The organism is Streptomyces sp. NPDC002206 (assembly GCF_053593595.1).
In genome coordinates this window covers 175,515-189,571 of the sequence record NZ_JBSFCW010000011.1, presented here as the reverse complement: position 1 = coordinate 189,571, position 14,057 = coordinate 175,515, and the positions used below count along the sequence as shown (strand labels likewise).

Genomic DNA, 14,057 nt, shown 5'->3' with positions numbered 1-14,057 from the left:
CGCGAAGTGCGTCGCACCCGGCCACGGCCGGTTTCAGGGGCGCCGGCGGGCGAGGGCGGAGCCCAGGGCCGTGGCCGCGGCGCGTACGGCGTTCGCGCAGGACCGCCCGGTCCGGGTCGACCGCGAGACCCTCACGCTGGGCTACGCGGGTGTCTATTCCAGCTTCCTGCGGCACGCGGAGACCGCCGCGCAGCGGTACGAAGTCGACGTGCGCGACATCCTGATGGAATGCGGCCGGCGACGACTGGTCGGCGGCCAGGAGGACATGATCGTCGACATCGCCCTCGGCCTGGCGGCCGGCCGCTGAGGTCTGCGAGTCGCAGCGTGGGAGCACCCTCATCGAACCAGGTGTGCGGCATATTGACCTGTTACTTCCCTCGACGGCCTCGCCCGGAGCCCTGGCGTGTGGTTGACAGGCCGAAGCGGCGCGTGCGTCGTGAATGATTGATGAGCGCGGTGGCAACCATGTGGCCGGAGCTGCCGCCGAGCCCCGGCCCTGGATGCGTCGAGGCTCCGATGTGCCAGAGCCCGGGGACGGTGGTCGCGTGGCGCCCGGAAGAGAGCAGGGGGCGCCACAGGAAGCTCTGGTCCAGTTCCAGGGAGCCACCATACGGGTCGCCCTCGACCGAGTTCGGGTTGTAGCGGGCGAGCTGCGGGGGCGTGACGACATCGACGGCCAGGATCCGGTCGTGGAGATCCGGTGCTTGCTGGGCTAGCCGCTGCAGAACCCGGTCGGTGTAGCCCTGCACGAGTTCGGGGGTCCAGCCCTGGGTGGTGTCCAGTTCGTCGGCCGCGTCTCCGCGTGGTGAGAACGGCACCTCCTGCAACTGCAACCACAGAGCGGCGGCTCCGGTCGGCACCCGGCTGGGGTCCAGGACGTACTGCTGCCCGACGACCACCGAAGGGCGGCGGGGCAGCAGACCTGCCTCGGCTTCTGCGCAGGCGATACCGGTGCTTCCCGACCCGTCGGTGAGATGGACGAGCGGGATCCGACTCAGGCGCTCGTCCTGCCAGCCGATCGGCCGGGACAACGCGACATGGATCTGCATAGCGGCACGGCCATAGCGAAAACGTGCGGCCTCGGCCTGCAGTCCCGGGCTCACCGAGTTGTCCGGGAGGAGACTGCCGTACAGGGCGGTGGGAGTGACGGAGGCGAGCACCGCGCGGCGGGCACGCAGCACACGGCCGGCCGCCACCACTCCCACCGCGCGACCCCGCTCGACGAGGACGCGCTCCACCGGCGTGCTGGTCTCCACCCGTACGTTCAGGAAACCGAGCAGCGATCTGAAGGCGTCGAGAAAGCAGCCCGAACCTCCGGCCACCACCGGCAGGCCGAATCCATGCAAAGTTGCGGCAAGCAACGGCACCATCAATCCACCCGCTGCGTGGTCGGGCGACAGTCCCGCGTGCAGCAGCCACGGGGCGAAGAGATGGTCGACCTCGGACCCCCGGAATTCCGTGCGCGCATACCCCCGGCCGCTGCTGGCCACCGAGCGCAACCACTGCTCCACACCGGCGCGCCCACCGTTGCGGAGCAGACCGGCAAGGTGCCGGAAAGGTGCTGGTGAGCGGAGTTCGCTGGCCATCAGCCCACCGATCGACTCGATGTTGTCATTCAGCCGACTCAGGCCGGCCAGATACGCGATTCGGTCCGTCTCGTGCGCGAAACCCGCGACGGTGCGCTCCGGGTCTCGATGCGCGAGTGTGACCCGTCCGTCATCGGCCACGCTGGCAGTGACCCAGGCGTCAGTGTTGCGGTATTCCAGCCCGTGCCGGCGCAACAGCTCTCCGAGGCCGGCAAAGGCCGGGCCGGAAACGAAGAGCGGGTGCCAGGAAGAGTAGGTGTCATGGAGGTAGCCCGGCAGCGTGCGCTGCTCAGTCGCGATGAATCCGCCGATGTCCGGGTTGCGCTCGACCAGGACAACTGACCATCCGGCACGAGCCAGTTCAGCCGCGGCCACGAGGCCATTGACACCGGAACCGATGACGACGGCATCGACTTCCGTCACTTGGTACCTCACCTCCCAGTGGTAGAGGCGGCCTTGTGCACGAGGTGCGGGCAGCGGTTGTCCGCGGCTGACAGCAATTTGTTCACGGGCGCGGGTGGCGCCCCAGAGTGGCAGGGAGCAAAAGTGCACGCATCTGGGAGGTGTTGCGGACCGACATGCGCGACCGGAACCGCAGTCGAAACGCTGCTCCCTGTCGCCGTACAGAGCCGGTACGGGTACCGACTGCATGCGCCACGATGGGTGATTTTCATGCAATTTATTCCGTGCTGTGCCGTCATTGGCTGCAGTGGCTTGAGTTCATCGAGCAGGATGCGGTGAGGCATGCACGGTTCCCGGCCGGTCCGGGCAGGCGGTAGGGGACAGCGGTCTCGCTTGCTGCCGCTCACCCAGGACGGTGCGACACATGGCTCAGCGCTCTCACCTCCACATGCTGGGTGGTATCAACACTTTCGTCCGGTTCCCCATGTGCCGCAACACAAAAGCCTCTGAACTGCATAAATGCTCGCGGAGCTGGCACCCTGGGCTCTCGCAGCGCGGGGTGCCCATGGGACCTCGCCGGTCCTCCGGCATACCGGCAGCCGGAGCGGGGTGGGTCTCTGGGCAGCCGCCGAGGGCCGCCCGTGTGACCTGCCCAGCTCTACGGCAAGAGGATTACCGCTGCCCTGGCTCACGGCGCCTATCGTGAAAAGCGACATCAGTGCGTCGAGGCGGGAAAGACGTGACGGAACCGGAGAGCGACTGGGCCCGAGGGACCACCCACGGCCGACTTCTGCGCTCCACAGTGGCGCTCCAGCCGCCGTGGTCATCCCGACAGGGGATGACCACGGCAACGGCGCTAGTGCGCGTTCGCAATCCGGTTAGTTGGCCTGGGGTGAACGGTTCGCCCCGACCGTCACCCGTCACGAGGGCTTCCCGGCGGGGCCGGGCGACAGGGACGGGAACGGTACAGGTACGTGTGGAAGCGACCAACCGACGGCCGGCGCGAGGCCATCGAACCCTACCTGGACGGCGTCCTCACAGCCTGATGGTCGCTTCGCCCCGGATCGCCGACGCGAGCACGCGGAATCCCGTGGGCGAACGCTCCCCGAGCCGTGCGGGCCTTGGCGGCCGGAATAAGATCGCGTCGATCGGCCAGGGGGGTCGGATCTTTGAAGGCCTCTGGGGGCGACGCTGTGGGTGTCATCATGGGTGCGATTGTTGCGGTATTTGTCGTTGCGGGCGGGTGGTGGGTTGTTCGGACCTACAACCGGCTCGTTCGGCTGCGGAATCAGACGCAGGCTTCGTGGGCACAGATCGATGTGCAGTTGAAGCGGCGGCATGAGTTGATACCGAATCTCGTCGAGGGGGCGCGCGGCTACGCCGCTCACGAGCGCGGCACCTTCGAAGCAGTCACCACCGCGCGCGGGAGGGCCGTAAGCGGCGGGCTCGGTGTTACGGACCGGGCAGCCGCCGAGGACGCGCTCACCGCGACGCTGGGGAGGCTGTTCGCGCTCGGGGAGAGCTATCCGGAGCTCAAAGCGGATCAGCACTTCAGTACGGTGCAGGCCGAGTTGAGGTCGGCGGAGGACAAGATCGCGTACGCGCGGCAGTTCTACAACAGCGCCGTGCAGAGCTACCACACCGCCCTCGAGAGCTTCCCGGGGAACGTCGTGGCGAGGCTGGGCGGCGCACATGGGCGGCGGGAGTACTTCGAGGCTGCCGGCGTGGCGCAGGATGCCGTCCAGGTGAGATTCGCGTGACGCTCACCCAACAGCTCTATTGGGGCGGCGCCGGCCTGATCGTGCTCTGGCTCGCCGCCTTCGGGCTTGCGCTGGTCGCCACCCGGAACGGCGCGGTCACGCCGGGGCCCGCGACCCAGGAGTTCGGGGCCGACCCCGAACCGCCGGCCGTGGTCAGCCTGCTCGGCAATCAGTGGCGGGGAGTGGAGCATGCCGCCGCGGCCACCCTGCTGGATCTCGCGGCCCGCGGGCTCGTCGAGCTGCGACAGCCGGGCGACGACCCGGCCCGTAGCACCGTGCACCTCACCGAGGCGGGCCGGGCGGCGCCGGGGCTGATGCCGTACGAGCAGCGGGTACTGGACCGCGTCACCGCCCGCGCGGCGAACGGCAGCGCGCCCATCGGGGCGATCGCCTTCCGTGACGACGAGCGCGCCGCCTCCTGGAACACGGCGCTGCGCCGGGAGATCATCGCCGAGGCCCGGCTGCGCGGCCTGTCACGGCACCGGTTCGCGCCGTTGCTCGGCAGTGCTTTGCTGATCGGTGCCTTCGTGCCCGGAGCGCTGTTCGCCGTGGCCGCGGTCATGGGAGGGCACGGCGTACGCGCCGCGCTCTTCGTCGGTGTGGCCCCGGGGGCCGCGCTGGCCTTCCTGCTCGGCAAGGCGCTGGGCGAGCGGGCGACACCGAAGGGCCTCGAACGCGCCGGACATTGGGCCGGACTGCGAGCCTGGCTGACGGCGCATGAGGACTTCGCCCAGCTGCCGCCCGCATCCGTGACGGTCTGGGACCGCTATCTCGCGTACGGGACCGCGCTCGGCGTCACCGTCCTGACCAGCCGGCTTCTTGGCTTCGACTCCGGAGACCGGCGACGCGTCTGGTCCTCGTACGGAGGGACCTGGCGCCCGGTGCGGATCCGCTACCCGCGGCTGCGCCCCGGCTTCGGCGGCTCGACGGGCCGGCTGCTGCAGTGGGCGGCCGCGGCGGGCGCGGTCTCGGTGGGACTCTGGGCCTTCGCGATGCTGCGGCAGCCCGACTGGGCGGTCGCGGTCGACGCGCACAGCGGCGGCTCGCTGCGCCGTCCGGGACTGGTGCTGAGCGCCGGCTGGGTGGGCACCGCGCTGCTCGGACTTGTGGTGGCCGGCAAGTTCAGCCGCTGGACGCCGCTCGTGGCGTTCCTGGCGATGATGCCCGGCAACTTCGCGAGCGGCAGCCACGGCTGGTTCAGCGACGCGGCGGCCCACGAGGGGCCCCTGCTCGGCGAGTTGGCGGCGATCGCGGCCTTCGGCGCGCTGGCGACGTATTTCCTGGCACTCGCCTGCCTGGAGCGGCGGGAGCCCGACACGATCACCGGTGAGGTGCTGCGGATGGAGTCGCGCAAGGGCAAGGAGGTGGCCCGGTTCCTGGCTCTGGACGAGGGGAACACGGACCTGACCACCGCCTGGGCGCTGCCCGCGGCCTCGCAGGGCATCGCGACCGGCGCCCAGGTGCGGCTGAGAGTCTCGCGGGGCACCCGCACCATCCGCTCCGCGGAGCTGGTGAGGGCCGCGATGTCGGAAGGTGACCGAGTGAAGGCCCCCAAGCAGGACGCCTCTTAAGGAAGAAGATGCTCTGGAGCGCCTTCGCGGTGAGGCGCTCCGGACGCCTGTCCACGTGCTCACCGCGGCCAGGATCTCCGGCAGCCGGGCCGTCGCCCGGGAGGCCGCAAGTCGCCGCTCCAGCAGCGCGATCCCGTACCGAGGGGGCGCTCATGCCGCGTTCGGGAAGTCGCGGACCAGCTCGGTGAATTCCTCTGACGGGTAGTCGGGGGCGGTGCTTTCGTCCCCGTACGCCCCCGTGAAGCGTCCGCGGGCCGGCACTTTCGTGCGTCCGGGGTCTTTACGCCGTCGCCATGGATGGTCTAGAACGAAAGTCATCCGATGTTACGCGAGTCCGGGGTCTGATTTCTGCACGCCACAGTGGAGTCATGTGCAGAGGCAGGCACATTCATCGGACCACTAAGTCGACACCGTTGACTGAGAGCCGTACCGCCCTGGAGGGCATCGTGCAGAAATTCCCCCGCCGCCGCCGGCGGGTTCCGTACAGACGGGCCGTCGCGCTCTGCTCGGCGGTGCTCACCGTCCTCGCGGGTGCCGCCGTGGTCGACGGCGGCACCGCCGCCGCGGCCGCGGGACCGACCACCGCCTGGCAGCACGGAGACTTCGCGCTCGACCCGGCAGGTGTCGTCAGCCGCTCCGACATCGTGCTCGGTTCGCCGAACTCCGACCCGACCGCGTCCATGCCGCTGGGCAACGGATCGCTCGGCGTGGCGGCCTGGGCGGCGGACGGCTTCACCGCCCAGCTCAACCGCTCCGACACCATGCCGGACCGCAAGTCGCCCGGCCGGCTCAACATCCCCGGCCTGTCCGTCATTTCACACGCCGCCGACTTCCGCGGACAGCTGGACCTGACCGACGGCGTGCTGCGTGAGTCCGGCGGCGGCATGTCGATGAAGGCCTGGGTCGCGGCGGAGAAGGACGAGCTGATCGTCGACGTCTCCGGCGCGGACCCGGGCGTGGCGCAGACCGCCACCATCAACCTGTGGTCGCCGCGGAAACCCACCGCCGCCGTGTCCGGCACCGTCGGCACCCTGGCCGAGACCTGGGCCGACGGCAGCCCGCCGATCGGCAGCGGAAAGACCTTCGGCTCGCTCGCCGCCATCACCGCGGGCGGCCGCCGGGTGAACACCACCGTCAGCAGCCCGACGCAGGTCAAGGTCAGCTTCACCCCGCACGCCGACGGCACCTTCCGGGTCGTCGTCGCCTCGCCGGGCTGGACCGGCGGAAACGCCGCCAAGACCGCCGCCGAGGTGATCGGCCATGACGCGACCGCGTCCGTGAGGACCCTGATGTCCGCACAGGACCGTTGGTGGAAAGGTTTCTGGGCGCATTCGGGCCTGATCGCGATGAGTTCGGCGGACGGCAGCGCCGAATACATCGAGAACCTGCGCACGCTGTACCTCTACGAAGAGGCGGCGTCCATGAAGAAGGGGATCTACCCGGGCAGCCAGGCCGGCGAGGCCGACATGTTCGCCTGGAACAAGGACACCCAGACCTGGACGCCGTCCGCATACTGGCTGTGGAATCTGCGCACCCAGATCGCAGCGAACATGAGCTCGGGCAACGACCAGCTCAACACCCCGATCTTCGACATGTACGCCGACGACCTGCCCGCCATCGAGGCGTGGACCAAGCAGCAGATGGGCGGCCGTCCTGGCGCCTGCCTGCCGGAGACGATGCGCTTCAACGGCAACGGCATCTCCCCCGGCGTCGGCGAGAACGGCTCGTGCAGCGAGCCGGGCAGCCCCAACTGGAACGCCCTGGACATCTCCTCGGGTCCTGAGGTCGCTCTCTACATGTGGGAGCAGTACCAGGGCACCGGCGACAAGGCCGCGCTGAAGCGGTACTGGCCGTTCATCAAGTCGGTCACCGAATTCCAGCTGGCCTACCAGACCGTGCGCGACGACGGCCTGCTGCACGCCGAAGCCAACGCCCACGAGACCCAGTGGGCAGTCCAGGACCCGACCACCGACATCGCGCTCGACCAGGCGGTCTTCCCGCTGATCGGCAAGATCGCGCGTGTGCTCGGTACCGACCGCGGCGCCGACAAGGCCCTGGTGACCCGCGTCGCCACCGCGCAGACGCAGATCCCGCCCTACCCGCGCACCGACCAGGCCACCCGCGGCAAGCTGCTCAACCCCGGCTACACCGCGGCCGAGACCGCCGCCGCGGACGCCACCGGCACGGACATGATCGCGATCTCGTACGAGCCGGCGGCCGAGCGCAGGAACGGCGAGAACATCGAACTGGAGCCGCTGTGGCCCTGGAACACCGTCAGTGACCAGGACGCAAACCTGTTCTCGCTCGAGCAGCGCAGCTACGCGCACCGGCCCAACAAGGGCGGCAACGACTGGTCGATGGACGCCATCGACGCGGCCCGGCTGCAGAACCCCGCCGAGGTGCGCGGCAACCTGATCTCGCTGACCGAAGGGCACCAGGTCTACCCCAACGGCTTCGCCGACCTCGGCAGCTCGGTGGGCTTCCAGCCCTATATCGAGCAGGAGGCCGGCGTCGCGACCGCGGTCGGCGAGGCGCTGGCCCAGGACTACGACGGCATCGTCCGCTTCGCACCGGCCTGGCCGGACGAGTGGGACGGCGCGGGCAGCGTCTACTTCCAGGGCAAGAACAAGGTGGACGTGCAGGTACAGGGCGGCAAGCTGGTCACCGCCGCGATCGAGGCCGGCACCTCCGCCACTCTGCGGGTGAAGAACCCGTGGCCCGGGCAGCTCACCGAGGTCGTGGACGGCAGGAGCGGCCATGTCGTCGTCCACGCGAGCGCCGCGGACCTGCTGAACGTCCCCGTGAAGTCCGGCAAGTCCTACCTGGTGCAGCAGGTCGCCGCGCCCACCGCCGCCCTGCCGTTCGCGCAGGTCACCGGTAGCGCGCCGACCGCGGCCCGGCACCTGGGCGGCGTACAGCTCGGCCTGGACGCGGCCACCCGGTCCGGCAGCGCCACCGTCGGAACCGTGCTGGGCGGCACCAACCGGGACTACGGCCTCAGCCAGACCGAGGACGCCGGCTCCCCCACCACCGCGGATGACGTGGCCGGGCTCACCGCCCGCACCACAGAAGGCGACCTGTCCTTCGACGTCGCCGACGACGTGGCCGCGACGGGGTCCTACGACGCCAAGGTCACGGTGTCGTACTACGACTCCGGCACCGGCTCGCTGTCCGTGCAGTTCGACGCCGGGGCCAAGGACCGCTACCACGAGGCCGGCACCATCGCGCTGACCGGTACCGACACCTGGAAGACCGCAGACGTCAATCTCAGCGGTGCCTGGTTCGGCGGGCTGCAGAGCGCGGGCGGCGACCTGCGGCTGCACTCGGCGGCCGGCCCCTTCACCGTGCACAGCGTGGGCCTGACAGTCACCGGCGCCCGGGTGCCCGACCGGCACGCCTTCCCACCGGCCCCGGCGATCACCACCCCGCGCGGCGGAGCCACCGTCAAGCTGGGCTCGGCGGTGTCCGGTACGGCGATCCCCGACGGCAAGGTGACCGTGCGCGAGGCGTCACGGGTGCTGTGCACCGCCACCGCCGACGACAGCGGCGACTGGAGCTGTGCTCCCGACGGCGGCTTCACCCCGGGGCGGCAGACCGCCACCGCGACGGTCGCCGACCCGGGCGGCATGGTCAGCGAAGCCTCGGCCGGGGTCGCCTTCGACGCCTCCGACCTGCCGCCCGGCACCGCTGTGGTCGGCTCGGTCGTCGGCGCCACCGACCACGCGTACGGGATGAGCGAGGACGAGCGGCCCTCGGGCGGCTTCGACGGCCCGACGACCGCCTCGGTGGTCGACGGCCTGTCGGCGCGCACCAGCACCCAGGGCAATATCTACTTCGACGTCGACGACTCGATCGCGCACGCCGCGTACTACACGGCGACCTTCACTCTCTCCTACTACGACCAGGGCACTGGTTCCTTCTCGGTGCAGTACGACAACGGCGGCTCCGACCCGTACAAGTCCACCGCGGGAATCGCGCTGACCGGCAGCAACACCTGGAAGACCGCGACCGTGACGGCCCCCGACGCCTACTTCGGCGGCCAGCAGCACTCGGCGGCCGACTTCCGGCTGCGCAACGGCAGTGGTCAACTGACGGTGCACAGCGTGGCGGTGAAGATCAGCGGTGACGGCGTCCCGAACGTCACCCACTTCGCGCCGCCGGTGACGGTAGCCTCGCCCGCGGCGGGCGACACCGTCGGTGCCGTCTCGGGCTCCGCGGAGCCCGGCGCGACGGTGACCGTGAAGTCCGACGACGCGGCGCTGTGCAAGGCCACCGTTTCCGACAGCGGCAGCTGGACCTGCACCGGGTCCGGCGAACTCGCCGCGGGGCCGCACACGTTCAAAGCCACCGCCGCCGACCCGACCGGCACCCCGGCGGAACCGGCCACCGTACAGGTGACGGTGGCGTAACCAGCAGCGCGGGAAGGAGCGGTCCGGCCGAACGGCCGGGCCGTTCCCGTGCGTCGGGCCGGGCGGGTTTACGCGAAGCCGACGATGCCGCGCGGGCTGTAGTGCTCCTCGAGGCGCTTGCACTCGTCGTCGCTCAGCCGCAGGTCGACGGACGCGACGGCGTCGTCCAGGTGCTGCGGCTTGGTCGCACCGACGATCGGCGCGGTCACCCCCGGCTGCCGCAGCAGCCAGGCCAGCGCGACCTGGGCGCGGGCGACACCGCGCTCGTCCGCGATCGCCGCGACGGCGTCCACGATGTGCCGGTCGGTGTCCTGGTAGAGGGCCTTGCCGAACTCGTCGGTCTCGCTGCGCGCGCTGGTGGTGTCCCAGGCCCTGGTGAGCCGGCCGCGGGCCAGCGGGCTCCACGGGATGACCCCGACACCCTGATCGGCGCACAGCGGCAGCATCTCCCGCTCCTCTTCGCGGTAGAGCAGGTTGTAGTGGTTCTGCATGCTGACGAAACGGGTCCAGCCGTGCCGCTCGGCGACGTACTGCGCCTTGGAGAACTGCCACGCGTACATCGAACTCGCCCCGATGTAGCGGGCCTTGCCCGCCTTCACCACGTCGTGCAGGGCCTCCATGGTCTCCTCGATCGGCGTCGCCCGGTCCCAGCGGTGGATCTGGTAGAGGTCGACGTAGTCGGTGCCCAGCCGGCGCAGGCTGTGGTCGATCTCGGTCATGATCGCCTTGCGGGACAGCCCGCCACCGTTGGCCCCCGGCCGCATCTGGCCGTGCACCTTGGTGGCCAGCACGATCTCGTCGCGGCGGGCGAAGTCGGCAAGCGCCCGGCCGACGATCTCCTCGCTGGTGCCGTCGGAATAGACGTTCGCGGTGTCGAAGAAGTTGATCCCTGCCTCGACGGCCTGCCGTACGAAGGGCCGGCTGGCCTCCTCGTCCAGCGTCCAGCTGTGGGTACCGCGGTCGGCGACGCCGTAGCTCATACAACCCAGACAGATGCGGGAGACGTCGAGACCGGTCGTGCCGAGTTTCAGATAGTCCATGGCCACCCACCCTACGTCGACGTCCGGTCGCCCTCATCGGAGGCGAGGAACCGGTCGAGCACCGCGGGCCAGGGACCGTACCCCGAGACAGGGTTGAGACGGCCGCCACCGTGTGCGGCACGGAGCAGCCCTGGACTCCCTGTTCGTCACCCGCTTTGCTCTGCCGTACTGCCCTGCGGCTAGTTTGTGTGCAGGACAGGTACGCAGGCCCGTGGTGGCAGAGGTGCACGGGGGACGGGAGGTCGGGAAGAGTGTCCCTGCGCGGAAGTGATCCAGCGGAGATCGGCGGTTATCCACTTGAGGCGCGGCTCGGCTCGGGTGGCATGGGCACGGTCTTTCTGGCCCGTACGAGTTCGGGGCGACCTGTCGCGATCAAACTGATCCACCAGCAGTTCGCGGGGGACGACGAGTTCCGCATCCGTTTCCGACAGGAGGTGGCGGCGGCGAGACGGGTGAGCGGCGCGTTCACCGCCGCCGTGGTCGACGCTGCCCCTGAGGCCGAGCAGCCGTGGATGGCGACGACCTATATCGAGGGGCACACGCTCGCGCAGCGCATCGCCACGAAGGGCCCGCTGAACGGAGCGGAGCTGAGAAGGCTTGCCATCGGGCTGGCGGAGGCACTGCGCGACATCCACCGGGTGGGGGTCGTCCACCGTGATCTGAAGCCCTCGAACGTCGTGCTCTCGCCCGAGGGCCCGCGCGTCATCGACTTCGGCATTTCGCGCGCCGTGGACCAGCAGACGCTGACGATGACAGGGCGGGTCATCGGTACGCCGCCCTTCATGTCGCCGGAACAGTTGCAGGCGCCGCGTGGTGTGGGACCGCGATCCGATGTCTTCTCGCTGGGGACGCTGCTGGTGTACGCAGCGACGGGCCACGGGCCCTTCGACGCGGACAGCCCATACATGACGGCTTATCAGGTAGTGCACGAGGAGCCGTCACTGGGTGCCGTGCCGGTGGCTTTGCGCGCGGTCGTCGAGTCGTGCCTGGACAAGGAGCCCAAGGGGCGCCCCTCGGCGGACGAACTCCTCGTGCTGCTGCGGGACCTGCCTGCCGACCTCGGCGCGACCGACGCGAGCGGGGTCGGCGCGGGCCGCACTCGCGACGTGATCACCCAGCATCACTTCGCGACGCGGGCCACCCCGGCGCCGACTGCCCCGACCACCGCCCCGGCCGGTCCCGATACAGGGAGCACCGGCACCTCCATCGGCCGCCGTCTGCGCAGCCGATGGCGGCCTGTGCTCGCGGCCGCGGTCGCGGTGGCAGCGATCGGCGGGGGAGTCGCCGCGCTGAAGGCGGGCGGCTCCGGGGGGAACAGCGGCGGCGACAAGGGCAACAGCGTTGCGGCGCCGGGTGCCGCACTTCCGGACGGCTTCGAGCCGTGGCGCAAGACCGTGCAGGGCGGTCGCGAGGACATCCCCGACGAGCTGCGTTGCGTCGCGCGCGGCGACGCGCTGTTCTGCGGGGGCGGCGGTGTTGTCGCGACCCGTATCAGGGCCCTGGACGGCTCGCGGGTGTGGACGGTGAAGAGCCCGGGCATCCCCGTCCAGGGCATGCACCTGGTGGGCGCCACCGACGACACGGTGCTCGGTTACCGCTTCGCCGCCCAGGACGCCTCGCAGAACCCTCCCAGCGAGGTGGTGGCCATCGACGCGAACAACGGCCGGGAGCTGTGGTCCGTGCCGTCCGGCGCCCAGTCGATGGCCGTCATGGGTCGGACTCAGGACGCCATGGTGGTCGGCTCCGCCGTCGTGACGGTCGACGCTTCCAACTCCCGCTTCGAGGCCCGGGACGCGCACAGCGGTGAGGTCACCTGGACGACGTCGTTCCCCGCTGGTACACAGTGCGCTCCCGTCCCGGTGGGCCCACAGCTCTTCGCGATGTGCGCGACGGATGCGGAGGTGGATGCCTCAGAGGTGCGCCACCCCACCCTGTACAAGGTCGACCACGCCTCGGGGACGCTGGGCAGGCCCATCGCGGTTGACGGCCCCGCCGTGCCGATGGGCGTCGCCAACGGCACGCTCGTACTCCTTCAGGAGCACATGGAGGGAACGGCGCTGGCCGGGTACGACGGGGTGGCGCGGGTCGACCCGGCCTCGCGGAAGGTCACGTACTCCCGACTGGCCAAGACGTACGCGGGGACGCCCGGCATGGCGGACGGCACCGTCTACGTGAGCGGGCAGGCCGGTCTCGTCACGGCCCTCGACCCCGCGACCGGCCGGAAGAAGTGGTCGCGGCAGACGGGCGTGGAGGGAGCGTCGGGTCCCGTGGCGGGAGCCGATGCGCTGTATTTCAGCTCGGCCACGGGCCGGGTGGTCGCGCTGTCGCCGTACGATGGCAAACCCCTGTGGACAACAGATCCGCAGGCCGATGGTTTCACGGGCGAGCAGGGCGCAAGCCCGCGCGTGACCGTTGCGGGGCGTGCGGTGATCGTGGCCGCGGCCAAGAACACTCTCTTCGCCTTCGACGCGCAGAAGCCGCCGAAGTCGGGCTGACTCGGACGCCACCGATCCGATGACGCGCCCGAAGTTTGGCCCCTGGCTCCGTGACGAGAACGGCCCCTACGACGGCCTCGTCGCTGCCGCGGTGGACCGACTCGGCCGGCCGGGAGGCAACCGGTCGGCCGCCGAGGACGCCGCGCGCGCATCTCCAGGACTGCCCGTGTTTGACCCGTCGGAGTGAAGTTGCCCGGCACTCCCGAGTACGTCAGATCTCTCTGGATGAAGGGGAGATGAGAGACATTCACCCGCCATGCCGACTTGTGGTCCCCTTCGGATGAACTCTTCTCAGAGGATCCTCATCCCGGACGCCCGGATGGAGTACCGACGGGGCGGCGCGCCGCGGCTCTTGGCGAAACCGGTCTGAACGAGGGCCCGGGACATCGTGATTCCGCGCCGGAACGCCCGGCGCGGAAGGGACGAACGAACAATGAATCTCACCATCAAGCGCGCCGTCGTTACCGCGGTCGCCGCGGTCTCGGTACTCGCGGGATCGGCGACCGTCGCGGGCGCCGTCTCCCCGCACGGCGGCCCGAAGCATCACTGCAAGCACGGGAAGTTCACCCAGCACGGGAAGTCCACCAAGATTCGCCACGGCGTCCGGTACCACCACACGCTGCACCTGAAGGGCCACCGCCTGCCCGTCAAGATCCTCATGACGAAGGGGCTCGCGAACCGGTCGCATTGATTCCGGCCCTCTTCACGGCGCCCCTGTGCGAGCCACGCACGGGGGCGTCGCCGTGTCCCGATATGGCATGTGACGACAGCTTTGAACGGTGTCTGTCATGCGC

Annotated in this window: 7 protein-coding genes and 1 pseudogene; 6 read left to right on the top strand and 2 right to left on the bottom strand. The window is 70.2% G+C overall.

The window, feature by feature from the left end:
* Positions 1 to 97 precede the first annotated feature (97 nt).
* A pseudogene (locus ACWCP8_RS22050) lies at positions 98 to 307 on the top strand (4-hydroxy-2-oxovalerate aldolase); the annotation flags it as partial.
* 61 nt (positions 308 to 368) lie between these two features.
* Here ACWCP8_RS22050 and ACWCP8_RS22045 read toward each other — a convergent pair.
* Complete coding sequence (locus tag ACWCP8_RS22045; RefSeq protein WP_451117603.1) at positions 369 to 2,009, bottom strand: phytoene desaturase family protein; 1,641 nt, start codon at positions 2,007 to 2,009, stop codon at positions 369 to 371.
* Positions 2,010 to 3,193: 1,184 nt separating this feature from the next.
* Here ACWCP8_RS22045 and ACWCP8_RS22040 point away from each other — a divergent pair.
* The 3 genes from ACWCP8_RS22040 to ACWCP8_RS22030 all read left to right on the top strand — a co-directional run bounded on the left by ACWCP8_RS22040 (position 3,194) and on the right by ACWCP8_RS22030 (position 9,728).
* A complete protein-coding gene (locus tag ACWCP8_RS22040; RefSeq protein WP_451117601.1) occupies positions 3,194 to 3,748 on the top strand; it encodes a LemA family protein in 555 nt (184 codons plus the stop codon).
* Positions 3,745 to 5,319 carry a DUF2207 family protein gene (locus ACWCP8_RS22035; protein ID WP_451117599.1) on the top strand — a complete coding sequence of 525 codons (1,575 nt, stop codon included), beginning with the start codon at positions 3,745 to 3,747 and terminating at the stop codon, positions 5,317 to 5,319. Before ACWCP8_RS22040 ends, ACWCP8_RS22035 begins: the two co-directional genes overlap by 4 nt.
* Positions 5,320 to 5,732: 413 nt before the next feature.
* Positions 5,733 to 9,728, top strand: coding sequence for an Ig-like domain-containing protein (locus ACWCP8_RS22030; RefSeq protein ID WP_451117597.1), 3,996 nt, complete (start codon positions 5,733 to 5,735; stop codon positions 9,726 to 9,728).
* Between the two features lie 68 nt (positions 9,729 to 9,796).
* On the opposite strand, the gene ACWCP8_RS22025 is transcribed toward ACWCP8_RS22030, so the two are convergent.
* Positions 9,797 to 10,768: an aldo/keto reductase gene (locus ACWCP8_RS22025; RefSeq protein ID WP_352269491.1), complete on the bottom strand. Its 972-nt coding sequence runs from the start codon at positions 10,766 to 10,768 to the stop codon at positions 9,797 to 9,799.
* Between the two features lie 251 nt (positions 10,769 to 11,019).
* Here ACWCP8_RS22025 and ACWCP8_RS22020 point away from each other — a divergent pair, with 251 nt between their 5' ends.
* Both ACWCP8_RS22020 and ACWCP8_RS22015 read left to right on the top strand, forming a co-directional pair.
* A complete protein-coding gene (locus tag ACWCP8_RS22020) occupies positions 11,020 to 13,263 on the top strand; it encodes a protein kinase domain-containing protein (protein ID WP_451117595.1) in 2,244 nt (747 codons plus the stop codon).
* A 433-nt stretch (positions 13,264 to 13,696) separates the two neighbouring features.
* Positions 13,697 to 13,954 (top strand): hypothetical protein, encoded by a 258-nt coding sequence (locus ACWCP8_RS22015; protein WP_451117593.1) that lies wholly within the window; start codon positions 13,697 to 13,699, stop codon positions 13,952 to 13,954.
* Positions 13,955 to 14,057 lie beyond the last annotated feature (103 nt).

Coding starts and splice junctions, on each gene's coding strand:
- ACWCP8_RS22040 (WP_451117601.1), top strand. CDS start 3,194: ATGGGTGCGATTGTTGCGGTATTTGTCGTTGCGGGCGGGTGGTGGGTT.
- ACWCP8_RS22025 (WP_352269491.1), bottom strand. CDS start 10,768: ATGGACTATCTGAAACTCGGCACGACCGGTCTCGACGTCTCCCGCATC.
- ACWCP8_RS22015 (WP_451117593.1), top strand. CDS start 13,697: ATGAATCTCACCATCAAGCGCGCCGTCGTTACCGCGGTCGCCGCGGTC.